The sequence below is a fragment of the Sulfitobacter sp. SK011 genome, from assembly GCF_003352065.1.
In the GTDB taxonomy this organism is placed as follows: Bacteria; Pseudomonadota; Alphaproteobacteria; order Rhodobacterales; family Rhodobacteraceae; genus Sulfitobacter.
On sequence record NZ_CP025803.1, the window covers coordinates 620,668 to 646,993 of the forward strand.

Sequence of the window (26,326 nt, forward strand, 5' to 3'; positions counted from 1 at the left end):
CAATCATTTCTCGCCCACAGGGGCGTATTTCAGGAGTTGCCAACATCGTGCCCGTCTTCTGAAAGGTAGCTTGGCAGTGGCACGCGGCCGGCAATAATCGCGGCCACATCTTCTTGAGAAAGCTCAGGAAAATGCGCTTCGATCGGTTCCACTTTGGGCAAACGGCGATTGGCCTTGGTCCCGTCCACGCCGCCCGATCCACGTCGCACATAACGCGCCTCGTCGCCAATGCGCGCGACGAAATCCCAGACCTCGGGCGTGCCGGGCGTTGTTTTCAGAAACAGCCTTTCGGCTTGGCTGGTGCGAATCTGTTGGTCGATGTCCTCGGGGTCCCATCCGTCCAGCAGGATGGATTTCAGCCGCTGCAACGTCTCATCATGGGTCGGATCGTCCGCAAGGGTTTGCAATTCGTCCGGATCCGCCTTGAGATCGAACAACAGGTCCGGGTGGTTGTGGGTATAAATCAGCTTGAACCGTCCCTGACGGACCATGCGGTAGGGCACACAAGGCCCGATGCCGTAGTAGTCAGCGATCACCAGATCGCGGGTCGCGCCCCCGGTCAAAGCAGGTTCAAGGCTTTCACCATCGCATGGCAAGCTCACCTCGCCGCCCCCGATGCCCACAAGCGTTGGCAACAGATCAACCAGCGACACACAATCATTGACCCGTCTGGGCGCGTATTTACGGGGTGCGGACACCATCAAAGGCACCCGCGCGGACCATTCATAAAAGCTTTGTTTGAACCACATGCCGCGCTCGCCCAGCATCTCGCCATGATCCGCGCAGAAGAGGACGACTGTGTTGTCGGCTTGTCCGCTGGCCTTCAAAGCCGCGAGGATCTCACCGACCTTTTCGTCAATGAACGATATCATGGCGTAATATCCGTGGCGTGCACGACGCAGGTCATCTTCTGTCACCCGGTGCCGGTGTCGCCCGTGGGCGAAGAACAGCGCGCGGGACGCGTAATCCAGATTGTCGAAGGGCAGGGTGCCGACCTTTGGCAGATCAATGTCATCCGGATCGTAGCGGTCCCAGTATTTCTGGTCTGCAACGAACGGTGTGTGCGGGCTGGTGAAGGATGCAATCTGAAACCACGGGCCCGCATCTTTACCGCGCCTTGCCAGATCATAGATGGTCTGCACCGCAGCGTGCGCGACTTCTTCATCAAAATCTTCCTGCAGGGTGCGTGCGGCGGGTCCGGCATCGACGACACCGTTCAATCCTGTGGCCGATGGCACAAAGACCGGTCCGGCCTCCCAATCGGCAACCCAGTCAAAGCCTGAGGGGTACACATCCGTCACCGTGCGCTCTTCAAACCCGTGCAGTTGATCGGGTCCGATGAAGTGCATCTTTCCTGATAGAACAGTGTGATAGCCCAGATGACGCAGATGGTGCGCCAGTGTTGGTTGGCCGGAGGCCAAGGCGCAGGCGTTGTCCCAAACCTCTATCGCGGGCGTCAGCCGCCCCGACATCATCGAGGCACGCGAGGGCACGCAAACCGGATGGTTGCAATAGGCATTGTCGAACACCACGCTGTCGGCTGCCAACCGATCAAGATGCGGCGTCTTGCAGACCGTGTTGCCATAGAACGACAAGGCTTGCGGGGCCAGCTGATCGGCCATGATCATCAGGATGTTCGGCTTTTCGCTCACGGCGTTACACCTTTGCCCGACGATAGACTGTGTGCTCGGTGGTATAGAACTGGATGGTCGACGGGCCGTTCGATCCGCCGACGCCCATGGCACTGTTCTTGACGCCCACAAAAGGCAGGTGGTTTTCTGGAAAGCTGCCCGCGTTCACATGAATCATCCCGCTTTCGCTTTCGGCGACAAAGCGTTCCACCACGTCTGTGCGTTCCGAGTACAGACAGGACGACAGACCAAAAGCGATATCATTGGCAATGCTCATAGCTTCGTCCACCGTGTCATAAGCGATCACCGACAGGACCGGGCCAAAGACCTCGTCGCGAGCAACCTCCATGTCGCGCGTGACGCCGGAAAGAATGGTCGGCGCATAGAAATACCCGCCTGAGGGTGTGTCGAGCATGTGACCGCCTGCCGCGACTGTCGCGCCCTCGGACCTGGCGCGTGCGACAAAGCCGTCCACATCCTCAAGCTGCTGTGCGCTGGACAGCGGGCCAATTTTCGCACCCTCTGCCGTGCCGTCCATTGGCTCCATGGTGTTTGCGCGCCGTGTCAGTCCTGCGACGACGTCCGCCTCCAGCGCGCGGTGCACGATGACACGGCTGACCGCGGTACACCTCTGGCCACATACCGCGAAGGCCGACGCCATGATCTGATCAAGTGCGGCGTCCAGATCGCTGGCGTCATTCACGATAGCGGGGTTCTTGCCGCCAAGTTCAAGCGACACTTCCGCCAGATGTTCCGCCGCCGCGATGGCAACCCGTTTGCCGACGTCGACCGATCCGGTAAAGCTGACGGCATCGACGCCCTTGTGCTCGGTTAGGGCATGTCCCAAAGCGCCGCCGCCGATCACGGCCTGCACAAGTTTCGCAGGCAGGATCCCGGTGGCGATCTCGGCCATCAGGGCGATGGCGCCGGGTGTCAAAGACGCAGGTTTAAGCAAGATTGCGTTGCCGTAAATCAGGCCAGGGATTGCCTTGCGCATCGGTGTGCTGAACGGGAAGTTCCAGGGATTGATGCCAAGGATCACGCCACGCGGGCGGCGTGTCGAATAGGCGACGGTGCCGGGGATCTGCGACGGAAACACCTCGCCAATCGGTGCGCTGGCCCGGCCAATACAGGCCCGCGCTTCGCCGATTGCCTTGCCGACCTCGCCCCGCGCCTCGGCCATGGGCTTGCCCATTTCCCGGGTGATGGACAAGGCGATGTCCTCGGTGCGGGCCTCCAGCGCATCAACGTATCTGGCGACCAGCGCACCGCGCTCCGGTTGTGGTTTCTTTGCCCAGTCAACCTGAGCCTGACGCGCTTGGCCAACACAGTCGTCCAGAGCGTCCATGGGCATTTCATTATAACTTGCCACGATCTGGTCCGGGGCGGCGGGGTTGCGGATTTCAATGGGCATGGGTGTTGTCCTGTCTTGCACCTGAGACGGCATCGCGGATCATCGCGGCAGCCTTTTCGGCGATCATGAAAGTGGGGGCGTTTGTGTTGGCCGACGTGATTTTGGGCATGACCGAGGCATCAACGACGCGCAGCCCCTCAACGCCATTGACCCGCAACTGAGGGTCCACAACAGCGCGCGTATCCGACCCCATGCGGCAGGTGCCTACCAGATGATAAACCGTTCCGGCCATCTGACGCACGGCGGCCAGCACCTCGGCGTCGCTTTGATGCTCGGCACCGGGGATCACCTCGCGCCGCCAGCGATGGCGAAATTCGGGGCGGTTGTAGAGTGCGCGGACCAGCCTGACACCTTCGACGATGACCTTCTGGTCTTTCTCAGCTGACAGATAATTCGTGCAAATGCTCGGATCGGCAAAAGGATCGGTCGTGGTGATTCGGATCGAGCCACGGCTTTCCGGGTGGCACTGCCAGAACGAGGTCGTGAAGCCGGAAAAACGATGCAGCGGCTTGCCGGGTTTGTCGACGGACAATGGCATGACGAATAGTTGCAGATCGGGGCGACCACCTTCGGCGTACTTTGTGCAGGCCGCACCCCCAACCTGGCCTGCACCGACGGTCAGTGGTCCGCGCGACTGCAACAGCCACTCCAACCCCATTTTTGCCATGCTGATGGGGTTTCGCATGTGATCGTTAAGAGAGGCACCGCGCGCGTCCAGCTCGACAATGGTGCGCATCTGCAGGTGGTCCTGAAGGTTCTCGCCCACCTCAGGCGCGTCGTGGCGCACCGCGATGCCGTGGTCACGCAGCAGCTCCGCCGGTCCGATCCCGGACAGCTGCAGAAGCTGCGGCGACTGGACGGACCCACCACACAGGATCACTTCGCAATCGGCATGAACCTCGTGCGTCTGGCCGTCCTTGATATAGCGGACGCCGGTTGCGCGCGTGCCATCAAAAAGGATCTGGGTAACGTGGGCATGGGTTTCCAGCGTCAGGTTCGGGCGCTGCAATGCGGGATGCAGAAAGGCCGTCGCCGCGCTGTCGCGCCACTTGCCCCGCAGTGTCAATTGATACGCGCCGACGCCATGCGCGCTTTCACCGTTAAAGTCGTCGTTCTGCGGCAGACCGTGACCCTTGGCCGCTTGCATCCAGTCCTTGCAGGCGCGGTTGTCGTTGCGTAAGTCCGAGATTTGCAAAGGCCCATGTGCGCCGCGCAGTTGCGAGGGCGGGCCGGCATAGGTCTCGACCGCGCGAAAGTGTGGCAGCACATCGTTGAACGACCATCCATCCGCGCCAAGCGAGGCCCAATCGTCGAAATCCGCGTGTTGTCCACGAATATAGATCAGACCATTGATTGAACTTGACCCGCCGACAACGCGTCCGCGCGGGCAATCCATTTGTCGCCCCATGATGCCGGGGTCCGGGTCGCCGCGATAAAGGTGCGAGACGCGTTTGTCGTAGATGGATTTGTAGTAGCCAACCGGCAGTTTCAGCCAGAAACCGCGATCAGCACCACCGCCCTCCAGGACCAGAACGCGCGCTGCGTCGTTTTCAGACAATCGGGCGGCCAATGTCGACCCTGCCGTTCCCGATCCGACAATGATGTAATCAAAGCCCGCCACGCATCCACCCCAAAAGTTCTAATAATGGAATTAATTCAAAAGCTCTGGTGATGCAACAAAAAATCTATATATAGGACTTTAGAACTAATATGGACGACCGCCGCTATGACAGACACGCTCCGGCAAAGCCGCTCCCCGCTTTACCTTCAGATCGCCGAGATCCTGAGGCAGGATCTGGATCGGGGCGTTTGGACTGCAGGTGAACTTTTGCCAACAATTTCAGCTCTTTCGGCACAATATTCGGTGGCAAAGATCACTGTGCGGCAAGCCGTGAAAATCCTTGAGGAAGAGGGCCTGCTGGAATCGCGGCGCGGACGTGGTACAACGGTTCTGCCGCCCCCACCATCGCGGGACAGGTTGCATCTTGGCACACGCCTCTCAAACCTGGCTGATCTCTATCGCGGTGACAAACCGGCGCTCGACCTTTTGGAAGATCGGGACGCGGATGTGACGGGCGAGCTGGTGATCGGCACGGTGTCAGAGCGTGGCTATCACCTGTTGCGGCGCACCCATACGCGCAATGGCGAGACCTATTGTGTCATCTCGATCTACTTCGAAAAGGATGTCTTTGCCCGCCACGAAGCTGAGTTCAGGACCCAGCTTGCCTTGCCGGTGCTGGTTGATTCAGGCGACATCGATATTGCCCGCGCGCGCCAGTCGCTCACTATTGGCAAGTGCGATTATGGCACCGCGGGCCTGTTGGGCCTTGCGGTTGGCGACCCGGTGGTCGAAGTCCGGCGGGTGATCTGCGATGCTCAGGATCAGATCATTTACGTCGCCGACGTTACCTATCGCAGTGATTATGTGCGACTGGAAATGGACCTGCTTGCATGATCGAAATTACCCGCATTCAGGCATGGGCCTTCCGCAGCCCGACGAAAAAGCCCGTCGCCACATCTTTCGGCGTCATGCATGACCGCCCGGCTGTGTTGGTACGTATCGAGGATCGCGATGGTGCTTTTGGCTGGGGTGAGATCTGGGCCAACTGGCCCGCTGCAGGGGCAGAGCATCGGGTGCGCCTGCTGGAAATGGATGTAGCCCATCTGGTGCTCGGCGTGCCCTTCGCTTCACCAACCGACTTCTTTCACAAGCTCGACGCACAGACCCGCATCCGCGCCGTCCAATGCGGCGAGGTCGGACCTTTTGCGCAAGTGATCGCCGGGCTGGACATCGCGCTTTGGGACATGGCCGCGCGACGCGAAGGGCTGCCGCTGCGCCGTCTGATCCGCAAGGATGCGGCCGACAGCGTTCCAGCCTATGCCAGTGGCATCCAGATTTCAGCGGCTGATGACCTGATGCCGCGTGCACGCGCTGACGGGCACCAGCGTTTCAAGTTGAAGGTCGGCTTTGACATGGACGCCGACATCGCCGCAGTGCACAGGGTTGAGGCGGATCTGGCGCAGAATGAACTGATCGCCTGCGACGCCAATCAAGCCTGGTCCCTGCAACAAGCCAAGGAATTTCTTTCGGGCATTGCGGGCGTACCACTGCATTGGCTTGAGGAACCGCTGCCGGTTTTCAACGATGCCGCAGACTGGCGGACCCTCGCGGATCACGCAACCATCCCGCTGGCAGGCGGAGAGAACATCATCGGGGAAGCCGACTTTGACAACGCGATTAAGGCAGGCGTTCTGTCTGTGATCCAGCCGGACGTTGCGAAATGGGGCGGCGTCACCGGCAATCTTGCGGTGGCGCGGAATGCGCTTGCCAACTCTCGCCGCTATTTCCCGCATTTCCTTGGCGCAGGCATCGGAATGGCCGCATCGGCAGAGCTGCTCGCAGGTGCTGGCGGCGACGGCCTTTTGGAGGTCGACGTTAATGAAAACCCGCTCCGTTCGATGCTCTTTGAGGGCGGTGAGCCTGTGTCGGACGGCATGTGGCAGTGTTCTGACAGGCCGGGGCTTGGCATTCACGACATCCCCGAGGGGCTGGCGCAGTTCGAGACTCTTTTCGCCGAGATCCGCTAGGCGCTCAGACCGACCAGACCACGCGGAAGCCGTGATGCGTTGTCGAACTGTCCGGCGATGAGCCCGAGCGTGCGGCGATGCGGTATCGATAGCAATAGCTGCGGTGACAAAGAAACGATCCGCCCTTTGATAGTTTATACCCCTTCATCCCAGCCAGCCGCGCCTTGACTGAGCGTTTCAGCGACTTGACGCGGTAAGGATCCGCGGTCCACTCCCATACATTGCCTGCAAGATTATAGAGCCCCCAGGGGTTTGGCTCAAACGACCGAACAGGTGCCGTTGTGACATACCCATCCGTGGCGCTGTTCACTTTTGGAAAATCACCCTGCCAGATGTTACAGGGGGTGAACGTGGTGTCATTCGGCTCGTCATCGCCCCAGGGGAACCTGACGTCACCCTGACCGGCACGGGCGGCGTGTTCCCATTCTACTTCGGTCGGAAGCCGTCCGCCGACCCAGGCCGCATAGGCGCGGGCATCATGCCACGAGATGTGAACAGCAGGATGATCCGGCAGACAATCGTCTTCGGTGTTGGGACCGTTTGGGGCGAACCAGCAGGCACCATCGACCCTTCGCCACCATTCAACCTCGCTGACCGCTTGGGTAGGGCCGACGCTATGGGGGACCTGGCTCCAGAACACGAAAGACCAGCCAAAGCGCTCTGCCTCGGTGATATAGCCGGTATTCTCGACGAAAGCGCGGAACTCAGTATTGGTGACGGCGGTGACCGCGATGCGGAAGGATTTGACCGCGACCCTGCGCAGCGGTCCTTCTCCGTCGTCCGGGATCTGCGGCGCGCCGGTGCCGACGATGGCCGATCCGGCTGGGACAACTACGGTCTCTGTACTGCCGTGGCTTCCGCCAGCTTTAAAGTCCAATTGTGGATGCCCGAGCGATCCGCCCCTCGCCGGTGTGCAGCAGGTCTTTTTCGTTTCTCGTTTGACAGTTGGCATCAACACCCCACGGCAGACTTCTGAAATGAACCTTCGGCTTTCCGCTCCCAAATCTGGTGAAAGGGAAGGGGCAGTCGTATGGGCAGTAGATAAGAAACAAACGCTGCGCCGAAATTGTATCGGACTGATTTTGATTAAACTACCTGAAAACATCGAACATGCGTCCGGGTCCCAAGTAACAGATTCGAAGATCCCGAGACAAACAGGTGGCAGAACCAGCGGACCGCCTGCAAAGGCATCAGATACGAAGTCTAATGACCAAAGATGATTGGCGCGATCTTGGCCCCGCGAAAGTGCCCGTGCCAGTAACATTCCATGATCACGCTACGGCCTCTGTTGTTTCGAAGGAGGGCATAGGCCTCGCCCAAAGGAATGACCGGCTTTGTCGTGAGAGACTTAATCAACGATCTTTTCTAACAGCCACTCTGCACGCTCAATTTGTTCGCTAACGGTCGCGAGCTTGCTTTCAAGACGGGTCTTTTTCGATGGCTTTTCCGCACTTCCTAGCTCCTCTTGGAGCAGCTTTTGCTTTGCACGAAGCTTTGAAATCACTTTCTCCACATGGTTGGGTTTTATCTTGGCCGCTTTTCCCTGTTCCAGACGGTTGAAGTATCTGTCCAGTTTCTCGCCGATTTTCTCGAGTCCCATTTTAGTCTCCCGTTGTCAGATCAACATACCGCCACATTGAAGCAGCGATGTTACATCTGTGTGCATCACAATCTCCGCCGCTTTACAGTCGCCGATGGAGCAGCAGCCACCAGATCGCTCAATTCATCGTCCTCTACTTCCAAGATGCGTTCGACCTCTGCCATCGCGTCTTCGGTTTCGATGTAATAGGCCCGCGCCGCGCCCAGAAGATCGCGCATGGCGCTGTAGGCGTAATTTGAATCGTTCAGGAATGAAGTTGCCATCTTAGCGTCGATCTTTCGGGCGCGGATTAGCCTGTCGATCTTGCTGTTGGTTTCCTGTTCGTCCTTTTCGACCTGAATGCGTTCCTGATCCAGCCAAAGGCTTGATCGGTGTTCTGGGTCCGCCAGCTCAAGCTTGCGGATTTCCACGAGGATGCGGGCGATCTCTGTACGCAAGTCATTGTAGAGGTCCGTGATCACACCTTGCTTGCGCACCGTGTAATGGGTGGCGTTGCGCCGCAGGTGTTTGACCGCTTTCACGGCCCTGACGATACGCCCGGCAACATCTCGCATGGTGTAAATGTCTTGCATGACATCCTCGGGCATGTCCTTGGCCCCGACCCGTGTCGCAAATTCGATGATCGCGGAATAAAGTGTCTTGACCCGTTTTTCATAGCGTTCACCGATATCGAATTCAAAGGATGCACGGCTGGCCGCGACAGTTGCAGCGATATCGTTGGTTTCAAACAAAGCGCTTCGGTGCAGGTTGAGACCATGGGTGATCAATTCGATTGCATTGTCATAAAGGTGCTGAACTTCCCGGCGCATCGCTGTCCGAAAAGTTTGCGGAAACTCGTCTACCGCTTCGTTAAGATATTTCGGCTGGCTTAGGTCTTCCTTTGGTTGTGCAATGGCGAATTCAAGGAATGCGATCAACTGATGAATGAGTGGAAGGATCAAAGCGACGCCCAGCACATTAAAGATTGAGTGGAACACGGCCAATTTCAGCGCGTAATCGGTGTCTGGAATACCGACGCCTGCACTTATGTAATCTACCGCCAAACGAATTTGGCTGATGAAAATCAGCGCCACGCCTGCAGTGACAAGGTTGAAGATAAGATGTGCCAGCGCCAGCCGTTTACCCTGAAAATTCGCGGTAAAAGCGCCAATGATCGCGGTGACGGTGGTGCCGATGTTGGCACCGATTGCCAGCGCGATTGCGTTTTCATAGCTGATCTGCCCGGCGGCCAGTGCTGTGATGATCAGCACCATCGTGGCATGGCTTGACTGCATGACAACGGTCGCCGTGGCCCCCACAAGCGTATATACGACAAGCCCAAGCAGCCCGGTCAACGCAAAACGGGTCAGATCGAACTGGTCTTTGAAGGCCTCAAAGCCCTCCTTCATGTGGTGAATGCCCAGGAACAAAAAGCCAAGCCCCGCCAGAACATAGCCGGCACCGCGCAGGTATTTCGATTTTTGAAACACCAAAACGATCGCAATCGCCAGCATCGGCAAGGCATAGGCCGAGATGTTGACCTTCATCCCGAAACCGGCAACCAGCCAGGCTCCGGTCGTTGTTCCGATATTGGCACCGAATATGATGCCGACCCCTGCCAAAAGTGAGATCAGACCCGCACTGAGGAACGAGATCGTGATCACCGAGACCAGAGAGCTTGATTGCATGATCGTTGTAGACACAACGCCAAAGCCCACAGATTTTGCGATCGACCCGGTTGCTTTCTCCAGCGCACGTTCAAGAAATCCGCCACTGAAAAGCTTAAACCCGTCTTCAAGCATCAACATGCCGAAAAGAAAGATGGCCACGCCTGCGGCAATCTCCTGAAAGTCGGAACTGGCCCAAAACCCCAGGGTAAGCACCAACAGGATGACAGGCAAAAGCAGTCTTTTGAACATCACCTGTGACCCCCTACGGCAACATCATCCCGCGTAAGACGAAATAGAACATGGCGGCCAGAACCGCCGACACCGGAACAGTGATGATCCATGCCGACACGATCTTGAACAGCGATGAGCGCTTGACCAGTTGCCGTTTCAATGCCTTTTGCAGTTCCTTTCTCTGAGCGGCATCAATGACGGCCTCCGACCCCATTCTCTGAAGTTCCTTCAGAATGCGCTGTTTGTCTTCGGGTGGTGCGTTCTGAAAATCCATCAGCACCTTTTCGGCCTGCTCAAAGTTTGGCTCGCCTTTGTGCTGAGCCAGAACATCTTCGACGACCCTACCCAGCCGCAACTCAAGGAACTCGCGCAGGAAGCCAACCCCGAACACCGCCCCAAGTGCGACGTGGGTCGAGCTGACCGGCAATTTGAGGTGGCTCGCAATGATCACGGTGATCGCGGCCGACAGCGCAATACAAAAGGCGCGACTGCGGTCGAGCTCGGTAATTTCCGAACCGACAGTGCGGATCAGCTTGGGCCCGAACAGCGCCAGACCCACCGAGATGCCCATCGCGCCGATAACCATGACCCAAAGCGGGATCGCGACTTTTGACGCGCCGCCCTCACCGGCGGTTAGGGCATCGACAATACCGGCGAGAGGACCAACAGCGTTGGCGACATCATTGGCACCATGCGCAAAGCTGAGCAGGGCCGCTGAGATGATCAGCGGGATAGTGAAAAGCTGGTTCACCCCTTCGCGGTTGTTTTCCAGATTTGGAGCCACATTGTTAATCAGCGGACGAACGATGACGATGGCAAGCAGACCGGCAACCAGACCGATCAAAATAGCATTGGTGAAGTCAATCTTGACGAGTTTCGCGATACCTTTCAGCGCAATGTATGTGGCAAACGCCCATGTCATGATACCGATCATGAACGGCACGACTTTGCGCGCCGATTCCACAGGCTCGGACTTGAAAAAAATTGTCCGCTTTAGAAAATACAAGAACAACGCGGCAATGATACCGCCGGTGACAGGCGAAATGACCCAGCTTGCCGCAATTTTTGCCATCGCGTCCCAGTTTACAATATCCCATCCAGCCGCCGCGATGCCTGCACCCATGACACCGCCCACGATTGAGTGCGTTGTGGACACCGGCGCGCCAAGCCATGTGGCGGCGTTAAGCCAGATTGCCGCCCCGGTCAGGGCACCCATCATAACCCAGACAAAGACTTGCGGGTCGGCAACATCGGCCGGATTGATAATGCCCTTCTTGACTGTACTGACCACATCGCCGCCGGCAATGATTGCCCCCGCTGCTTCGAAAATCGCAGCGATGATGATCGCCCCGGTCAATGTCAGCGCAAAAGAACCAACCGCGGGCCCGACATTGTTGGCAACGTCGTTGGCCCCAATGTTGATGGCCATATAGGCACCGATTACTGCGGCAGCGACCAGCAAATACGATTGTTCAACATGGGCAAATTTCGATCCCGCATAGACCATCACGCCAACGACAAACAATATCGCGGTGCCCAAACGCCCCACTTCTGTACGGCTTAAATCAGTCGCACTTTCGATCTTTAAATAGTCCTTGATCTTCATTGATTACCCCCCCGGTATCTGCAGTCCGCGCAAAACAACCCAGCACGCTCAATGATCGTGCGGGCGGATCACGCTGTTGAACTAATCAGATCACGGTCAGAAAAAGCGCGCCATGAGATGGATCAATTTCAGCGGCGGTAAATCGACTGGAAGCTCAAAAAAGAAGGAGGTTCGGTGTGTTCCCTCTGGTGCTGGCAGAGCCGCACTGGAGTATATCACTTAATCAGCGGGCAGGGCTGTGGCATCCACTGGCTGGCAGCAGCCTTTCCACCACGCACCGATCTGATCTGCATGGGTGCTGCGGTTTTCGGACCAGATACCGTCGGTGTCATCCATGAAACCGAAATGATGCACCCCGACAAGCACCCCATCGGCATTGAAAACCGGCGACCCCGACGACCCACCTGCGGTATCGCAGGTATGGGTAAAGTCGCTGCCTGTCGCGCGCCCGTCCACGCCCGTCTGCACTGCGGCACAGTTGATGAAGGAAACCTGTTTTGGCTGTGACCCAGGGTGCTGAATGATAAAAAGCGGGCCGTCAGGGTCTGGAATGTCAGTTGTGATATCGACCGGTACATACTCAGGCCCGACGGGGCGGTTCAGCCGGATCACCGACACGTCCAGGTCAAATGTGCTGCGTGTATCGTCATATTCGTCACAGCGCAGTTGCGGCCCCATGACAAGACGGTTCTGCGGATCGAATTCATAGCCGAATACGGCGGTCATGCTCCGGCAGGTCTCGGCGCTGTTGATGCAGTGTTCGTTCGTCGCCAGCAGATCGGGTTCGATCAGAAATCCGGTGCAGGTGCGGGCAAAACCGCCGTCGATGAACGACAGGAATGCGACGGGGGCGGCCAGCGCACGAATGGCCTCGGGGACTTCCTGCGCGTTGATTGGCAGGATCTCATTTTCGCCCCAGGTAGAATAGAGCGACCCTTTGGCGCTTTGCACTGCGAGGTTTTCAATGATCAGCGCCGCCTCCTGCGGCACGCTCTGAGAAACCAGCGCCAGCCGCACCCGGCCAAGCGGCATCAGATTGGTCCAGTATCCCTCAGGCCCGATTGTGGATAGAGGAATGTCAAAGCTCTGGTCAAGTGCAGATACAAGGTGGACAAAAGCGGCGGGGTCAAACCCCTCCCCCTCGATCCGCAAGAGCAGGCGGATATAGTCCGCACCGGGTTGGCTGATCTCACCAGTCCACAGCACCGGCGGTTGGCCTGTCATGCGATCTGGCCCCACGCGGATGTCGCTGCCGCGCACCTTACCGTCAACATGGGCTTCCATGACCGGCGCTTGTTGTGCTGCCAATGGTGCCGCGAGCGCAAAACAGATGAGGATCAACAGAAGTTTCATTCGTCGAACAACGGCGACGTGTAATCTTTGATGTCGGCAAACCGGAATTCCACAATCTCAAACCCGTCCGCGACGCTGGTTTGTACTTTCACTGGAGCTGACGCTGTGGTCACATTGCACGAAGGATACCTTTCCAGTGCCCCATAACGGTCACCCAGATCACCGCCGATATGTCTGAAAATGATGTGCCGATTGCGGGCTTCGTTGAAGACCAGCCGCCGGACATTCCACCACTTCTGAAACTTCTGGTTCTCATGTGGCGTGCGACAGGAGAATTCGTCTGGGGCCTGCTTGACCTGTCCGACGATTCTGCGGCCATCGAAAAGCTCGAACTGGGCGTCACCAAGATGCATCGACCTGCCGATATTCAGCCGCCCGGCACTGACGTCACCGCTCAACTCCCCAAAAAAGTCAGCGGTATAGATCAGCCGATCCTTGACGATCTTGGGGGCCAACTGCGCGCCGCCCTGAGCGTCCCGATAGATAAATTCCCCGGCAGAAAAGATAAGTGAGGCGGCGGCGGCAACTTGTGGGGCTGCAATCGACGTGCCCGATTTATGCGCGAAACGGTTGTTGGAAACTGTGGACAGGACGTTTTGCGCAATTGCGCCTACATCGAATTCTGGATTGGTATTGGTCGCCGCCGTATCGGTTTGCCAAGGGCGCGGATCAGCGAGATCAGCGTTCAGCCCGACGACCGTGATAACATTGGGCAACCCGTTCAGGCAGGCGGGCAAGATACGGCAGCTTTCATCGTCCATCGCCTGGCCTTCATTGCCGGCCGCCGCAACAAACAACATCCGGCTACCTTGCGCGGCCAAGGCGGCTTCGACCTCATCGAAATTGCCCCAAATTTGCAGGATACCAAAGCTCATGTTTGCAACGCGGGTCCCTTCGGGAATATCCTGCTGCAACTGGTTTACCAGATTTTCGATCTGGGTTTCTGCCACAGCATTCTTGTCGAATTCCAAAAACCGCAACTGCGCCGCAGGATTGAGACCGATCATGCCCTTGCCATTTTCCTGCGATGCGATCAGCCCACCAACCGATGCCGCGTGATCACTGTCGCTCAGCGCCAGTTCGTCGATCTTGGCACAGTCCACACTGGGTATGGCCGCTGTCGTGGTGTCATTGGAGGCTTCAAGAACATCTGCTGTAAACTCTTCAACCGGGGCAACCAGTTCGGTCCCGTCTGTTGTCGATACATTTGGCCAGTCGCAATGACCTGACAATAACCGGCTGTCGATCACCACAACACCTATGGGGCGCTTATATTCATCTGGCATATCCCCAGACCCAGCAAACGGATGGTTTATCAGCTTGAAAAGATCAATCTGTTGGTCAAAGTATGGCTCATCTTCGACCGCGTACTTGGACACGGACCCAACAGGGCGCAGATTTTTCTGCATGGCATCCAGCGCCAGATCATTGGGCGACTCGGTCGTGATGAGCTGGTTCCATTCTGCTGAGCGCTCCGTGACGCTCACAAATTCGCGTTCCGTCTTGCTGCCGGGTTGCGCCATGCCGAGGTCTGCCAGTACTTTGCTGAAGCTGGACTTGCCGTCTGCTTTGAGTGCAACCGTTGTTGCCAACCGAAGCTGTGGAACCGTAACTTTGATCGTGCCCGTGGGCCGCTTGATCGTCGTGGGGTTGAAACGTTTCACGAGGTCTTCGCAGCTTGCTTTCCAGGCGGAACACTCCACCCCAGCCGGTACCACATAATCCTCAGCGCGCCAGTCCGCCGGCACTTCGATGCGTGACAGGACCGTCACGCTTTCGAACAGGTAATCCGGGATCAGGATTGTCGTGCCTGCCCGGGTCGCCCAACGCCCTCGGCTGATGGTAAACCCACCAATATGAGCGGCAACGTCCGATATCGTCTTTTCCGATACGGCTTTGCGGGTTCGCGAACAGACATCTGGGTTCAGATCACACAAGAGCGCGTCCAGCGCCTCGGGAAAGAACGATCCCATGAACACGCCCTCTTCGCGAAGCAGAATCTCTACAAAGGGTGATTTTGCCGTGGTCGCCTCGCGGACTGTCAGATTGCCTGAGTTGTAGAGCACGACATAAAGCGTGCTCAGTTCAATCGCCAATTCTGCGTCTGACTGGCTGGCAGAGCGCCACTCCAGCTCTGCAACCGGCACTGCACTTTGGGCCCACGCTGGCCCCACACCGCACAGCAGCAGTGCAATAACTCGGGCAAACACCTTCATGGTTATTCCTCCTTGTTGGCTTCGCAGGTCATGGACCCGTGTGGGTGACGGTGATAGCGAAACGGCCCGCGTCATACCCGTGGACAGCGACAAATGCAGTGCTCTGCCCTGCCGGCACGTCGACAGCGCAGGTTTCTTCTGCGCCATCGGAATACGGTCGACAGTCAAAGTTTGAGATCAGCGCCGGACCGCCAAATTTGACATAAAGATCAGGATCACCTGACGCAGGACCATCCCCCGTCATGACGGCGCTAAAAGGGGTTCCGGGCGCGACAGGAAACTGGCCAATCAGGATGAAATCATCCTGGGCAACATCCATGGGCCCAAAGCTTTCTGTCATGGCCCCGCCACCGCTGCCATGCAGAGGCGTACAGACCGAGGTGTCGATGACAAACCCCGCCGCCGCACCGTAGATACAGGCGGCACCGTTCTTGTCGGTTTCGGTCAGGCGCAAAGTCCAGTCGCCCAATCCATTGCACTGCGGATAATGCATCACCGAAAAGGCATCATAGTCTGTCACCGGTCGCCAATCGGTATCCTCAAAACAGGCCCCGGCGTCTGGACGGACATGTTCGTGCCTTGCACCGATGACGTGCCCCAGTTCATGCCGTAGGATCCCCCGCAGCGTCAGGTTGCCGTTCGGATCGAGGCCAAAGGACGAAGGGTCAATTACGACGCTACGGTCATCGCGTGGGTCGTTTGGGAAAAACGCGGCGGCAAGAAACTGACCGCCGGCATTGACCGGACGCACATCAAAAAGCACCCCGTCGTTGGATGTGTCACAGATTGAATCTTCGCCGGGATGATAGATAAAATCCACATCCGCCACGGCCTCCCACGCTGCTGTTGCACCTTGCATGTCCGCGACCACCGCAGCATGACGCCCACCAAATGCCGTACTGATGCAATAGCTCAGCTGACGTTGCTGAGTGGCACCCCAAAGCTGGTCAAGGCCGCCGTTGGTGATGATCGTAAACTCGGGGACATTGCCGCTGGGGACTGGTGGTGTGTTTGCGATGTTCTGCTCATAAAACTCGCGCAACAGCTTCTCGTTGCGTATCGGCGTGTCGCCATTGACGTAGTATTTTCCTGTCTCGGGCAAGAAAGGCGTCTGGTCGCGAAACTCTTCGAAGGTCAGTTGTTTTGCTTGCGTGCGGGCCGCCTCGGCCGCGGATTTCAACGCCTCTTGGGCCTCTTCCGGTGTGGCCTGCTGTGCCGAGGCTAGATGCGGCGTGAGTGCCAGTAAGGCTGCAATGAGTATTCTTGTGGTCATCAGAAATCCCCTTGATGAATGTGGCGATCAAACTCTGGAAACGATCACCCGCTGTTGAAAATGTCCTCAAAAACCGGATGACCGGCAAAAAATTGTGAAAGCCGGGACTGTTGCGCGCCATCAGCGTCCAACCCCAGATAGCGCGCGGCATTGCCTCCCATGACGCTTTCTCGGGTGGCATCATCCAGTGCCAACTCGTCCAGCGCCTGTCGCACACCCGCAAGATACTGTGGATGGCTTGGCACCCGCCCGATCATTGACCAGTCCGACCCATACATCATCCGGTCCAGCATTTTGGGCGTCCGCCCAAGCAACGTTGCGACCCGTTGCATCACCCGGTCCCTTGATGGAGACTCTGGATCAGCCGCGTCGGTCCAATAGCTTAGATCGAAAAAGAGGTTCGGATAGGTCTCCAGCATACCTGCGAGGGTTTCTTCCCAATCCACCCCTGTCGCCAATGCCCCGGCAGGTGCGCTCTCATCAAAGCCGCCAAAATGTGCGAGGTTCAGGCGCAGATTTTTCAGTCCGGGCTGGTCCAGCACGCCGCGCCATCCATCGGGGGAAGCAAACGCGCCAGTGTCCGGGCCAGCGGCAATGGAATTGTTGGCATGCGCCTTGATCGGCACGTCATTCGCCACACACCATTCATAAAGTTTGAACAGCTCCGCATCCAGTGCTGCGCCGCCCGCCTTGGGTTTGCGTGGTGCCCATGTGATGTCGATCCGGTCATTTCCGGACGGAACGAAACCCATCGGCGGATAGAGCTTCACGCCGGCGAACCCGAATTCGAGAACCGCCCGCTTGACGTGGCGCAATGTGTCGGCATTCGGATCATCTTCGGCTTCAAGGGCGGCCTTGAGCGGACAAAACGGTGCAAAGTTCAAGATCACAGCATCCGGATAACTCTTGGCAATCGCAGAAAACAGCGTGATCAGATCCTCTGTCGGAGTGACCGTTTCTTCGGTCAAAAACCAGGCGCTGAATTCCACCAGTGAGGGCGAGAATATACGGATGCCTGAGGGCCCGCCGTAAAGCCGCCCCAACTCTGCGAGGATATCCACGCGCGGTCGCGTCAAAAGACCGGCCCAACGGATCGTTTGCATGAACGGTGAATAATGGACATAGCTGCGCGTTTCGCCTTGTGACAACGCGCCGGTATTGCCTTGCCTGAAAATTTCAGCGGCCAAGGTGCGCCCTTGATTTTCTGGGGTTTGAAGCGAGTTTCGCAAATTTGGCTGCCCCACCTCTGCGGCAATCCGGTCCAGCACCTGTTCCTCTTCGGTTCGTGTGGTGCGCAACCCGGCGGTCTGCTGACCCAGATTACGGCTGAACGCGGCCAGTCCTGCGGCCACGTTGCGTTCGTCGCGCTTCAGGACCTCTGGCTCTGGCGCAGATATGAAACCTTGGGTACCCAACGTCTCAAGTTCCTTTCCGGCGCGCGGTGTTCCTGACAACATGATGGCTTTGAGCAGTTTCAGAAAAGCTCCGGTGACGGGCGCGCTTTCGACCGGCTGGTGCGGGTCGCGTAATATAGTCTGCTGTAAAAAGCCCACCAGCGGCACATCCCGACCATTAAAAATATGCGCGTGAATGTCGATCGCGGTACGGGAAACCTCAGGCTGGAAAAAGCTTTTGATCCGCCCGCAGCCCGGCAAAAGCGACAGCCCACCAAAGCCAAGGCCGCGTTGCAAAAGCCGTCTGCGGGTGATCATTATCGTCTCCCTCTCTTTCGAGTGCCTGCGGTTCCCTTACTCCATTACCAGCGCAAATTTCATCCATTTGGAAATGCTGTCGATGGGGGTGCCATCGGGTGCCTCCAATGGGCTGTCCTGCGGCGTGAAATCAAGCGAGAGCGCAGAATCCGGGTCCGCGAGCAGGATTGCGATGAACGTGCTTGCCACGATCCAGCTGCCCAGTTCGCCCAGATGGTCGCCGCCTGTCGCTTCGGCTTCGGCCAGACAATAGAACCACAATGGCGTCCGCTCGAACAAGCGCGACTGCGACCCTTCCAGAAAGGCCTTTAGGTTGGGCTTTCCGTCCAGCAGGTCGGCGACATTTGCGACGGGATCGCTGGTCACCGCGCCAACGGATTTCAGATGCGCATGCAGCGCTTGCCCGGTTGGCAACCGCAGGCTTAACCCGCGCCGAAGATTGCGCCGCGCAAGATGCCGGAACAACGCTTTGATGTTGGGGTTGGGTTCGTCCTTGGCCTCGTTGTGCAAATCGCCCAATGGTGGTGCCAGCAGCGTATCGATTTTGCGGGCCGTCTTGGCAGGATGTCCATCGGCACTGTTGCCGTCGGCCTCTACGAACCTGGTCCAGTCAATGATCCAGTTTTCAGGCACCCGGGCACCGCCTCTGAAGCCACCGCCACCGGTGAAGGTAAATATCTCGTCGAACGGCGCGGAGGGCAGGAACGCCCCGCCCGTCGAGCGGCCAAAGTTTTTGTTATAATCGTAGGCATCGCGTACCATGGTGTGCCCGAACCTGAACGCCGCCACGGAAAATTCCAGCGCCATGGCGTTGCCCAAGGTTTTGGCACCGACCCTATCGGCATGGGCGGCACGGAATTCAAAGAAGTGCCGCGCTTTGGCCGCAAGAACGGCGTCGACCACCGCTGGGTCACAAACTTTCTTGAGATATCCGTCGACGATCAGCCATTGATAATGCAGCCGTGTAAGCGCCTGTGCTGCATGAAAGTCAGGCATCCAGCCGGTGTCGTTGGCCTCAAGAAAGTCTACCGCGCGATTGTGAAAGCGCAGAAAGCTCAGGTGGAACTGCGCGATGATGAGGTTCTCGTCGTTGCGCATGTCCCCGATGATGGCCCGCTGCGGCAAACCAGCTTCGAAGGCGGCAAAATCCGCCGGGGACAGGCTGTCGCGCAAGATATTCAGATAGGCGTCGCGTATTTCTGGCTGCACCTGCTGAAACCGGGGCAGATCACGGTGCGGGTCCAAGCCATCTGGCAATGGTCCTATCGCCTCTGCCGTGCCGACGCGCATCTTTTCAGGATGGGCCGGATGCCGCATGCCGGAGATGACCTTGACGACGTCCGGCGTGATGTCGACGCCCACCGGCAAGCCGCCATAGACACTGTCCAGATCAAAGCGTGGCGTCCGTGCATTCTTGAGTTTGGTCTCAATTTCTGCGGCTGACATCAACGGCACTGCCGTATCGATCTTGGAAATATCCGTCTCGCGGTCCGTACGTGCCGTCAGCTCGTGGTCCAGAAACTGACCCCAATAGGTCAAGATCGGGGGGAGGGTCGAATCCGGTGTAACATGCAGATTGCCAGGATCTTCGTCGGGCACCATCAGGTTGCCCAACTCATCCAGTTCACCCAGAACATCGTCAGAAAGATAGTCGCCGGGATTGCCGGATGGTGGAAACAGGTACCCGAAATCCGCCGCTTCATCGACGGCGACATCGCCTGTTGCGGGAACCAGTGCAGATGGCGCAGCCGCGGCTCTGGTCTTGGGTTTTGAAACGCGGTTAGAACCGCCATGCGATTGGAAAAATATGGACATGAAATACTCCATCTATTTATTAAAATACTTACGATGTTAACCTAACGGCAGCTTTCTATCTATGGTGGCATTCCGTACCCTGTCTAAACCGTCTGTATTTATTGGATTATTTCTGCCTTGCAGTTCTCGTTTCACGCGAAAATACTGACTTATCGAGCAGGGCGTTCATGATTCGTTTTGTCAAAAGATCGAGTTTCTCGCAGCCACCAATCGTCTTGGCGTGACCTGCGTGAGGCGGCTTGCGATAACATCGCCGGACCTTTTTTCAATGCCGATCAGGACAGGAAATTGCGACAGGCTTTCGCCACCACCAACTCTTCGTTTGTGGGTATCACGAGGACCTTCACCTTGGATGCCGCTGTGCTGATCAGGACCTCGTTGCGGGTGTTGGCGGCGTCGTCCAGCATGACATCAAGCCAGTCAAGCTGATCACAGATCTGTCTGCGGACAAGGGCCGAGTTTTCACCGATGCCCGCGGTAAATACCACGGCGTCCAAACCGCCAATCGAAGGCACAAGCCCCGCCAGACCGCTTGCGGCCCGATAGCAGTAAAGCGCGATAGCATCCTTTGCATGTGGATCGTCGCTGTTTTGCAGCACCTGCATGTCGTTGGTCAGTCCTGAGACACCCAAAAGCCCGGATTTCTTATAGAGCAGTTTCTCAATCTCTGCGGCTTGCATACCTTTGGATTGCATCAGGTATAACACCACGCCGGGATCAAGCGTGCCGCAGCGGCGGCCCATCATCAACCCATCCAGAGCCGTAAAGCCCATGGTGGTTGCGTGGCTCTTGCGATCCTTCATCGCACACATGCTGGCCCCGTTGCCAAGATGGGCGACAATGATCCGCCCATCCGCCTGTTTGCCAAGGTGCCTTGGCAGGACGCTGGCAATATGATCGTAGGACAGACCGTGAAATCCATAACGGATGATGCCCGCATCGGTAAGGGTGCGGGGCAGGGCAAAGCGCTTTGCCAGCCGCATCTGGTCACGGTGAAAGCCTGTATCAAAACAGGCAATCTGAGGCAGGTTGGGTTTCCAGTTCGCAACCGCGCGGATGGCCGCGATGTTGTGCGGCTGGTGCAGCGGGGCGAGCGGCGCGAGGGTTTCCAGCTTGTGCAACACCTCGTCGGAAATGCGTTCTGGTGCAGTGAAGTCCCGACCGCCGTGCACAACGCGGTGACCTACTGCGGCAAGCGACCCCTGACCATGGTGCGTTTCAAGCCATGGCAACAGACGTGCTATCACCTGATCATGGTCGGCCGACACCTCGAGCGTTTCCAGCATTCCTTTATCAAGTAGCGCGCCGTTCTTGTCCCGCGCCGTGAAGATGGGGGCATTACCGATCCCCGCGATCTTGCCGCAAATCACGGGTTCAGTGGAGACAGTATCGCCCTCGAATACCGCGAATTTAACGCTCGATGATCCAGCGTTGATCGTCAGTAGAACCCTGCTCATGCAGTGCAGCCAGCAAAAGGGCCCTGAACAGATACCCGCGCCATCACCGCTGAGGCCAGACACATCGCCCCACCAAAACAGAAAGTGGCAAAACTATTGGGAGACTGTCCGGAGGTCTGCGGGGACATCTGGACCAAAGAAGTCGCGTTACAAAGTAAAATGCCGCCCGCCATCGCGCAAACCGTTCCACAGCAAAGTAAATTCATGTCCGTCTTATATGGAGCAGACGCTTGATTATTGACCTTTGTCAATCAATCGCAGGTCTCATGTGTCACTCCTGAGTTCAAGCAGATCTGGTCGGGCCTACCCTGTGACATTGGGCCGACCAGTTCAAAGACCGAATTGGAACGCGGGTGTGGCCCGTGAACCAAAGGAGAAGGCCAATGCCAAAAGATTTGTCCATATCCATAGGACACACGGGCGTCTCAATCTCTTGTGGTCAGGCGCATGACCGGATGCACACAACAAAGGTGGTTCCTTTCGCCACTTCGGGGGCGTGAGATGTTGGTTGTCGCTGCTGTCGGTGGAAACGCAATTTTGCAAAGGGGGCAGCCTCTGACCGCAGAAGCGCAACGGGCCAATGTCAAAACGGCGGCGCGGTCGCTGGCGCAGATTGTGCAGGCCGGTCATCAGATGATCGTCACCCACGGCAATGGTCCGCAGGTGGAGTTACTGGCGTTGCAGGGCGCTGCCTATAAGCAAGATGGAGCCTATCCTCTGGATGTGCTGGGTGCCGAAACCGAAGGGATGATCGGATACCTGATCGAACAGGAACTGGAAAATGCGCTTGGTCACGATCATGCGGTTGCAACACTTCTGACGCAGGTGATTGTGGATGCCCACGACACCGCTTTTGGCACGCCAAGCAAATTTGTGGGCCCAGTTTACACCAAGGACGAAGCGGAGGCACGGGCCAAGGCGGCGGGCTGGACCATCGCACAGGATGGCGCATGCTGGCGTCGCGTCGTCGCGTCACCCAAACCGGTCGAAATCCCTGATCTGCGGGTGGTGCGAATGCTGCTTGATCAGGGCGTGATCGTGATTTGCGCAGGCGGCGGTGGCATCCCGGTGATACGCCGCGCTGACGGCAGCTTGATCGGGGTCGAGGCGGTGGTCGACAAAGATGCTGCCAGTGCGCTTTTGGCTGCCGATATCGGCGCGGAGGCTTTGTTGCTGTTGACGGATGTGGATGCTGTCTACCAGGGCTTTGGAACTGACGCCGCCATGCCGCTCCGCCACCTGACACCGAATGAGGGCCGTGCGCTTGATGTGCCGGCGGGGTCGATGGGCCCCAAACTGGCGGCTGCTTGCGATCTTGCGGATCGTGGCGGCGTTTCGGGCATTGGCCGCCTGACAGATGCGCTGGCGATCCTTGACGGCACGGCGGGCACCCGCGTGTCCCAGAAAACTGAGGCAAACGGATGGCAATTAAGACCCCTATGAAACCCGACACAATGACCGATGGTCGCATCGCGGCCATTCGTGGTGGTGTTGTTGATGTGAAGTTCGATGGGCCAGTTCCGCGCATTCATGACTTGCTTTACGTGGGTAAGATCGCGCTGGAAGTGGCCGGGTTGATCGGCAACGGTATGGTCCGGGCCATTGCCATGGCACCGGTGCGCGGGCTTGGCCTTGGCATGACAGTGCGGGCGACAGGGGGGCCGATCCACGTTCCGGTTGGCGACGCTGTTTTGGGCCGAATGCTGGACGTGTTCGGCGCGCCGATTGATGACCGTCCGGCCCCGGTGGCAACCGAATACCGATCGATCCATCAATCCCCACCCAAGCTCCGCGACCGTGTGCTGCATTCCCAGATACTCGAAACTGGAATCAAGGCCATTGATTTGCTCTCTCCCATCGAACGGGGCGGCAAAACCGGTTTGTTCGGCGGGGCGGGCGTGGGCAAGACCGTTCTGATCACCGAATTGATCAACAACACCGTAGAGCGCCACAAGGGCGTGAGCCTGTTTTGCGGCATCGGCGAACGTTCACGCGAAGCTGAGGAATTGTACCGCGAAATGGGTGCGGCAGGCGTGCGAGAGAAAACAGTGATGCTTTTCGGCCAGATGAACGAGGCCCCGGGCGTGCGATTTCTGGTGGGCAACACTGCGCTGACGATGGCCGAATATTTCCGCGACGACAAAGGGCAAGACGTTCTGCTGCTGATCGACAACATCTTTCGGTTTGTCCAGGCCGGGTCCGAGGTGTCGGGCCTGATGGGGCGGATGCCATCACGTGTTGGCTATCAGCCCACGCTGGCCACAGAACTGGCGGCACTTGAGGAACGCATTACATCCACAATCCGCGGTGCCATCACATCCATTCAGGCGGTCTATGTGCCCGCCGACGATTTTACCGACCCGGCAGCGGCGCATATCTTTTCACATCTGTCCGCCTCCGTGGTCTTGTCGCGCAAACGGGCAAGTGAGGGGCTCTATCCAGCGGTTGATCCACTCGCGTCTGCATCGGTGATGTTGACGCCTTCGGTCGTCGGGCAGCGGCATTACGACATTGCGCGCGCCGTGCGCCGGACACTGGCCGAATACGAAGAATTGCGTGACATCATCGCCATGCTCGGACTTGAGGAGTTGTCGTCGGCCGACCGCGCCACCGTGGCGCGGGCGCGGCGGCTGGAGCGGTTTCTGACGCAGCCCTTTTTCACGACGGGGTCTTTCAGCGGGATGGACGGCAAGCGGGTGGCGATCGAGGATACGCTGACTGGTTGCGAGACCATCCTCGCGCAGACGCAATTTGATCGCCCTGAAAGCGCCTATTACATGATTGGTGGCCTTGATGATCTGGAGGTCAACCCATGAGTATGGCACCTGACATGAGAGTAACGCTGCGCCTGCCAACCCACACGCTATTTGAGGGACAGGCGACGCGCCTGACAGCTATGGGACAGAACGGCGCATTCGGCATCTGGCCCAATCATGTTGATTTCGTCACAGCACTGGTCCCGTCGGTCATGACGCTGCGCCTTGTCGACGGATCCGAAGAAATTTTTGGCATCGACGAAGGCCTGCTGGTCAAGAAAGGACAAAAGGTTTCTGTTGCCGCCCTGCGCGGAGTCCGCGGTGATGATCTGGGCAATCTGCAAGAAACTGTTGAGGCAAGCTTTGTCCAAATGGATGAAGATGAGCGTCAGGCCCGGTCCGCCCTGTCGCGACTTGAAGCCAATATGGTCCGTCGGTTCGCGGAATTGCAAAGGCCATGGCAATGACACCGAAACCCGACAAAGCCACCGAAGAAATCGCCCGCCAGGCCAGGCGGATGAAATCGACGCGCGATCATCCGGGGCCAAGCCCACTGCGCGGCATCGGTACATTCGGCATGATCGGTTGGTCCGTCGCGGTGCCTACGGTTGGCGGCGCATTTCTCGGCCTTTGGCTGGATCGTGTGGCCCCACAGAGTTTTTCCTGGACCATCGCTTTGATCCTCGGCGGCGTCGTCCTGGGCGCGTTCATTGCCGCGGCATGGATCAACAAAGAAGGAGGCGAACGATGATACACGTTGACTGGATGACTATGATACTTGGCCTTGCGATCGGCAGCGCAATGGGGGCGGTCTTTTTCATTGGGCTGGCTTTTGGGATGCGGTTTGCCCTAAGGACCCAAAACCCGATCAGAATTCTCGCATTCAGCGCAGCTTTGCGGATCTCAGGCTTGCTTGGGGTTGGTTTGGTCGTCGTGGGGCTGGGCGGGCTATGGGCCGCTCTTGGGTACGCAATCGCGTTCTTTTTCGCGCGTTTCATCGCGACGACCTTTGTAGGCACAGGCGCACCTGCCGGAGGCGCACCATGAATCTGTCGCCCGATCAAACGATCATGTTCGACGTATGGGGATATCCCATCAACGCGACCATCTTTTACACCTGGGTCGTGATGGCGCTGCTGACGGTCGCTTCAATGGTCATCACCCGCAGACTGCAGCCGGATGTGCCGCCGAACCGATGGCGCACGATGCTCGAAGTGATTGTGCAAGGCATACAGGGACAGATTCAGGAAATCGCCCCCGGCCCGTCACGCTACCTTTTGTATTTCGCAGGGACGCTGTTTTTGTTCATCGCCGTTTCAAATCTGCTTTTGGTTATTCCGGGCTTTGACCCGCCCACATCATCCCTGTCGACGACGACAGCACTGGCGATTTCAGTTCTCATTGCGGTCCCGCTCTTTGGTGTGATCAGCCGAGGTCTAGGTGGGTATCTCAAGACCTATCTGGAACCGTCTTTCATCATGCTTCCCTTCAATATCATCGCAGAGTTTTCGCGTGGTATCTCACTTGCCATCCGGCTTTACGGGAACATCATGAGCGGTGCGGTGATTGCGGCGATCCTGCTTAGCGTGGCACCTTTCTTTTTCCCGGTGGTGATGGATGTGCTTGGCCTTCTGACCGGGATCATTCAGGCCTATATCTTCGCGATTTTAGCGACGGTCTACATCTCCAGCGCTACCGGTGCGCCGACCCCTCCCCAGCCCGAAAAGGACAAGCCATGACAGACCTTGGAATCATCGCTGCCATCTCCATTTTCACAGCGGGACTGACCGTATCATTTGGTGCGATCGGTCCGGCACTCGGTGAAGGACGCGCCGCCGCGACGGCATTGAGCGCGATTGCCCAACAGCCCGACGCCGCCCCGAACATCTCGCGGACCCTGTTTGTGAGCCTCGCCATGATCGAGTCGACGGCGATCTATTGTTTTGTCGTTGCCATGATCTTGATATTTGCAAACCCATTCTGGAACACGGCTGTTGCTGCGGCAAAAGCGGCAGGTGGCTGAAC

At 57.8% G+C, this 26,326-nt stretch carries 22 protein-coding genes; 9 read left to right on the top strand and 13 right to left on the bottom strand.

All coding sequences use genetic code 11. From position 1 onward, the window contains the following. Positions 1-29: 29 nt before the first annotated feature. The 3 genes from betC to C1J02_RS02965 are packed head-to-tail and all read right to left on the bottom strand — an operon-like array spanning position 30 to position 4,666. On the bottom strand, positions 30-1,652 hold the full coding sequence (gene betC / locus C1J02_RS02955) for a choline-sulfatase (RefSeq protein WP_254693188.1): 1,623 nt from the start codon (positions 1,650-1,652) through the stop codon (positions 30-32). A 4-nt stretch (positions 1,653-1,656) separates the two neighbouring features. Further along, positions 1,657-3,045 carry an aldehyde dehydrogenase gene (locus C1J02_RS02960; protein WP_114877082.1) on the bottom strand — a complete coding sequence of 463 codons (1,389 nt, stop codon included), beginning with the start codon at positions 3,043-3,045 and terminating at the stop codon, positions 1,657-1,659. Further along, a complete protein-coding gene (locus C1J02_RS02965; RefSeq protein ID WP_114877083.1) occupies positions 3,035-4,666 on the bottom strand; it encodes a GMC family oxidoreductase in 1,632 nt (543 codons plus the stop codon). The genes C1J02_RS02960 and C1J02_RS02965 overlap by 11 nt, the downstream gene beginning before the upstream one ends. Positions 4,667-4,771: 105 nt before the next feature. Here C1J02_RS02965 and C1J02_RS02970 point away from each other — a divergent pair, with 105 nt between their 5' ends. Both C1J02_RS02970 and C1J02_RS02975 read left to right on the top strand, forming a co-directional pair. After that, entirely contained in the window at positions 4,772-5,500 is a 729-nt protein-coding gene (locus tag C1J02_RS02970) for a GntR family transcriptional regulator (protein WP_114877084.1), read from the top strand. Beyond that, positions 5,497-6,633, top strand: coding sequence for a mandelate racemase/muconate lactonizing enzyme family protein (locus C1J02_RS02975; protein ID WP_254693189.1), 1,137 nt, complete (start codon positions 5,497-5,499; stop codon positions 6,631-6,633). The genes C1J02_RS02970 and C1J02_RS02975 overlap by 4 nt, the downstream gene beginning before the upstream one ends. Positions 6,634-6,637: 4 nt before the next feature. Here C1J02_RS02975 and C1J02_RS02980 read toward each other — a convergent pair whose 3' ends face one another. The 10 genes from C1J02_RS02980 to C1J02_RS03020 form a co-directional block, all read right to left on the bottom strand. Continuing rightward, on the bottom strand, positions 6,638-7,510 hold the full coding sequence (locus tag C1J02_RS02980) for a formylglycine-generating enzyme family protein (protein ID WP_254693190.1): 873 nt from the start codon (positions 7,508-7,510) through the stop codon (positions 6,638-6,640). A 471-nt stretch (positions 7,511-7,981) separates the two neighbouring features. Continuing rightward, a complete protein-coding gene (locus C1J02_RS02985) occupies positions 7,982-8,233 on the bottom strand; it encodes a hypothetical protein (RefSeq protein WP_114877086.1) in 252 nt (83 codons plus the stop codon). Positions 8,234-8,298: 65 nt separating this feature from the next. After that, entirely contained in the window at positions 8,299-10,131 is a 1,833-nt protein-coding gene (locus tag C1J02_RS02990; protein ID WP_114877087.1) for a Na/Pi cotransporter family protein, read from the bottom strand. A 13-nt stretch (positions 10,132-10,144) separates the two neighbouring features. After that, positions 10,145-11,719 (bottom strand): inorganic phosphate transporter, encoded by a 1,575-nt coding sequence (locus C1J02_RS02995; RefSeq protein ID WP_114877088.1) that lies wholly within the window; start codon positions 11,717-11,719, stop codon positions 10,145-10,147. A 219-nt stretch (positions 11,720-11,938) separates the two neighbouring features. Beyond that, positions 11,939-13,072: a serine protease gene (locus tag C1J02_RS03000; RefSeq protein WP_114877089.1), complete on the bottom strand. Its 1,134-nt coding sequence runs from the start codon at positions 13,070-13,072 to the stop codon at positions 11,939-11,941. Next, entirely contained in the window at positions 13,069-15,288 is a 2,220-nt protein-coding gene (locus C1J02_RS03005) for a S8 family serine peptidase (protein ID WP_162798215.1), read from the bottom strand. Before C1J02_RS03005 ends, C1J02_RS03000 begins: the two co-directional genes overlap by 4 nt. Positions 15,289-15,316: 28 nt before the next feature. Continuing rightward, positions 15,317-16,561, bottom strand: a complete 1,245-nt coding sequence (locus C1J02_RS20770) for a peptidase M10 (protein WP_162798216.1) — start codon at positions 16,559-16,561, stop codon at positions 15,317-15,319. 44 nt (positions 16,562-16,605) lie between these two features. Beyond that, a complete protein-coding gene (locus tag C1J02_RS03010) occupies positions 16,606-18,273 on the bottom strand; it encodes an amidohydrolase family protein (RefSeq protein ID WP_114877091.1) in 1,668 nt (555 codons plus the stop codon). 36 nt (positions 18,274-18,309) lie between these two features. Continuing rightward, entirely contained in the window at positions 18,310-20,088 is a 1,779-nt protein-coding gene (locus C1J02_RS03015) for a heme peroxidase family protein (RefSeq protein WP_114877092.1), read from the bottom strand. Positions 20,089-20,363: 275 nt separating this feature from the next. Next, a complete protein-coding gene (locus tag C1J02_RS03020; protein WP_114877093.1) occupies positions 20,364-21,545 on the bottom strand; it encodes an acetate/propionate family kinase in 1,182 nt (393 codons plus the stop codon). Between the two features lie 501 nt (positions 21,546-22,046). On the opposite strand from C1J02_RS03020, the gene C1J02_RS03025 reads away from it, so the two are divergent. Genes C1J02_RS03025 through C1J02_RS03055 form a run of 7 tightly spaced genes read left to right on the top strand, consistent with a single transcriptional unit; the run spans position 22,047 to position 26,324 of the window. Continuing rightward, entirely contained in the window at positions 22,047-22,988 is a 942-nt protein-coding gene (locus tag C1J02_RS03025) for a carbamate kinase (protein WP_114877094.1), read from the top strand. Further along, positions 22,985-24,361, top strand: a complete 1,377-nt coding sequence (gene atpD, locus C1J02_RS03030; protein WP_114877095.1) for a F0F1 ATP synthase subunit beta — start codon at positions 22,985-22,987, stop codon at positions 24,359-24,361. Before C1J02_RS03025 ends, atpD begins: the two co-directional genes overlap by 4 nt. Continuing rightward, a complete protein-coding gene (locus C1J02_RS03035; RefSeq protein ID WP_114877096.1) occupies positions 24,358-24,768 on the top strand; it encodes an ATPase in 411 nt (136 codons plus the stop codon). The genes atpD and C1J02_RS03035 overlap by 4 nt, the downstream gene beginning before the upstream one ends. Next, positions 24,765-25,052, top strand: coding sequence for an AtpZ/AtpI family protein (locus tag C1J02_RS03040; RefSeq protein WP_114877097.1), 288 nt, complete (start codon positions 24,765-24,767; stop codon positions 25,050-25,052). The genes C1J02_RS03035 and C1J02_RS03040 overlap by 4 nt, the downstream gene beginning before the upstream one ends. Next, a complete protein-coding gene (locus C1J02_RS03045) occupies positions 25,049-25,348 on the top strand; it encodes an ATP synthase subunit AtpR (protein ID WP_114877098.1) in 300 nt (99 codons plus the stop codon). The genes C1J02_RS03040 and C1J02_RS03045 overlap by 4 nt, the downstream gene beginning before the upstream one ends. After that, on the top strand, positions 25,345-26,040 hold the full coding sequence (locus C1J02_RS03050) for a F0F1 ATP synthase subunit A (RefSeq protein WP_114877099.1): 696 nt from the start codon (positions 25,345-25,347) through the stop codon (positions 26,038-26,040). The genes C1J02_RS03045 and C1J02_RS03050 overlap by 4 nt, the downstream gene beginning before the upstream one ends. Further along, a complete protein-coding gene (locus tag C1J02_RS03055) occupies positions 26,037-26,324 on the top strand; it encodes a F0F1 ATP synthase subunit C (protein WP_114877100.1) in 288 nt (95 codons plus the stop codon). The genes C1J02_RS03050 and C1J02_RS03055 overlap by 4 nt, the downstream gene beginning before the upstream one ends. Positions 26,325-26,326 lie beyond the last annotated feature (2 nt).

Excerpts from the sequence above, each read along its gene's own strand:
- C1J02_RS02960 (WP_114877082.1), bottom strand. The coding sequence starts at position 3,045 with ATGCCCATTGAAATCCGCAACCCCGCCGCCCCGGACCAGATCGTGGCA.
- C1J02_RS02970 (WP_114877084.1), top strand. The coding sequence starts at position 4,772 with ATGACAGACACGCTCCGGCAAAGCCGCTCCCCGCTTTACCTTCAGATC.
- C1J02_RS02975 (WP_254693189.1), top strand. The coding sequence starts at position 5,497 with ATGATCGAAATTACCCGCATTCAGGCATGGGCCTTCCGCAGCCCGACG.
- C1J02_RS02985 (WP_114877086.1), bottom strand. The coding sequence starts at position 8,233 with ATGGGACTCGAGAAAATCGGCGAGAAACTGGACAGATACTTCAACCGT.
- C1J02_RS02990 (WP_114877087.1), bottom strand. The coding sequence starts at position 10,131 with ATGTTCAAAAGACTGCTTTTGCCTGTCATCCTGTTGGTGCTTACCCTG.
- C1J02_RS02995 (WP_114877088.1), bottom strand. The coding sequence starts at position 11,719 with ATGAAGATCAAGGACTATTTAAAGATCGAAAGTGCGACTGATTTAAGC.
- C1J02_RS03000 (WP_114877089.1), bottom strand. The coding sequence starts at position 13,072 with ATGAAACTTCTGTTGATCCTCATCTGTTTTGCGCTCGCGGCACCATTG.
- C1J02_RS03005 (WP_162798215.1), bottom strand. The coding sequence starts at position 15,288 with ATGAAGGTGTTTGCCCGAGTTATTGCACTGCTGCTGTGCGGTGTGGGG.
- C1J02_RS20770 (WP_162798216.1), bottom strand. The coding sequence starts at position 16,561 with ATGACCACAAGAATACTCATTGCAGCCTTACTGGCACTCACGCCGCAT.
- C1J02_RS03010 (WP_114877091.1), bottom strand. The coding sequence starts at position 18,273 with ATGATCACCCGCAGACGGCTTTTGCAACGCGGCCTTGGCTTTGGTGGG.
- C1J02_RS03015 (WP_114877092.1), bottom strand. The coding sequence starts at position 20,088 with ATGTCCATATTTTTCCAATCGCATGGCGGTTCTAACCGCGTTTCAAAA.
- C1J02_RS03020 (WP_114877093.1), bottom strand. The coding sequence starts at position 21,545 with ATGAGCAGGGTTCTACTGACGATCAACGCTGGATCATCGAGCGTTAAA.
- C1J02_RS03025 (WP_114877094.1), top strand. The coding sequence starts at position 22,047 with ATGTTGGTTGTCGCTGCTGTCGGTGGAAACGCAATTTTGCAAAGGGGG.
- atpD (WP_114877095.1), top strand. The coding sequence starts at position 22,985 with ATGAAACCCGACACAATGACCGATGGTCGCATCGCGGCCATTCGTGGT.
- C1J02_RS03035 (WP_114877096.1), top strand. The coding sequence starts at position 24,358 with ATGAGTATGGCACCTGACATGAGAGTAACGCTGCGCCTGCCAACCCAC.
- C1J02_RS03040 (WP_114877097.1), top strand. The coding sequence starts at position 24,765 with ATGACACCGAAACCCGACAAAGCCACCGAAGAAATCGCCCGCCAGGCC.
- C1J02_RS03045 (WP_114877098.1), top strand. The coding sequence starts at position 25,049 with ATGATACACGTTGACTGGATGACTATGATACTTGGCCTTGCGATCGGC.
- C1J02_RS03050 (WP_114877099.1), top strand. The coding sequence starts at position 25,345 with ATGAATCTGTCGCCCGATCAAACGATCATGTTCGACGTATGGGGATAT.
- C1J02_RS03055 (WP_114877100.1), top strand. The coding sequence starts at position 26,037 with ATGACAGACCTTGGAATCATCGCTGCCATCTCCATTTTCACAGCGGGA.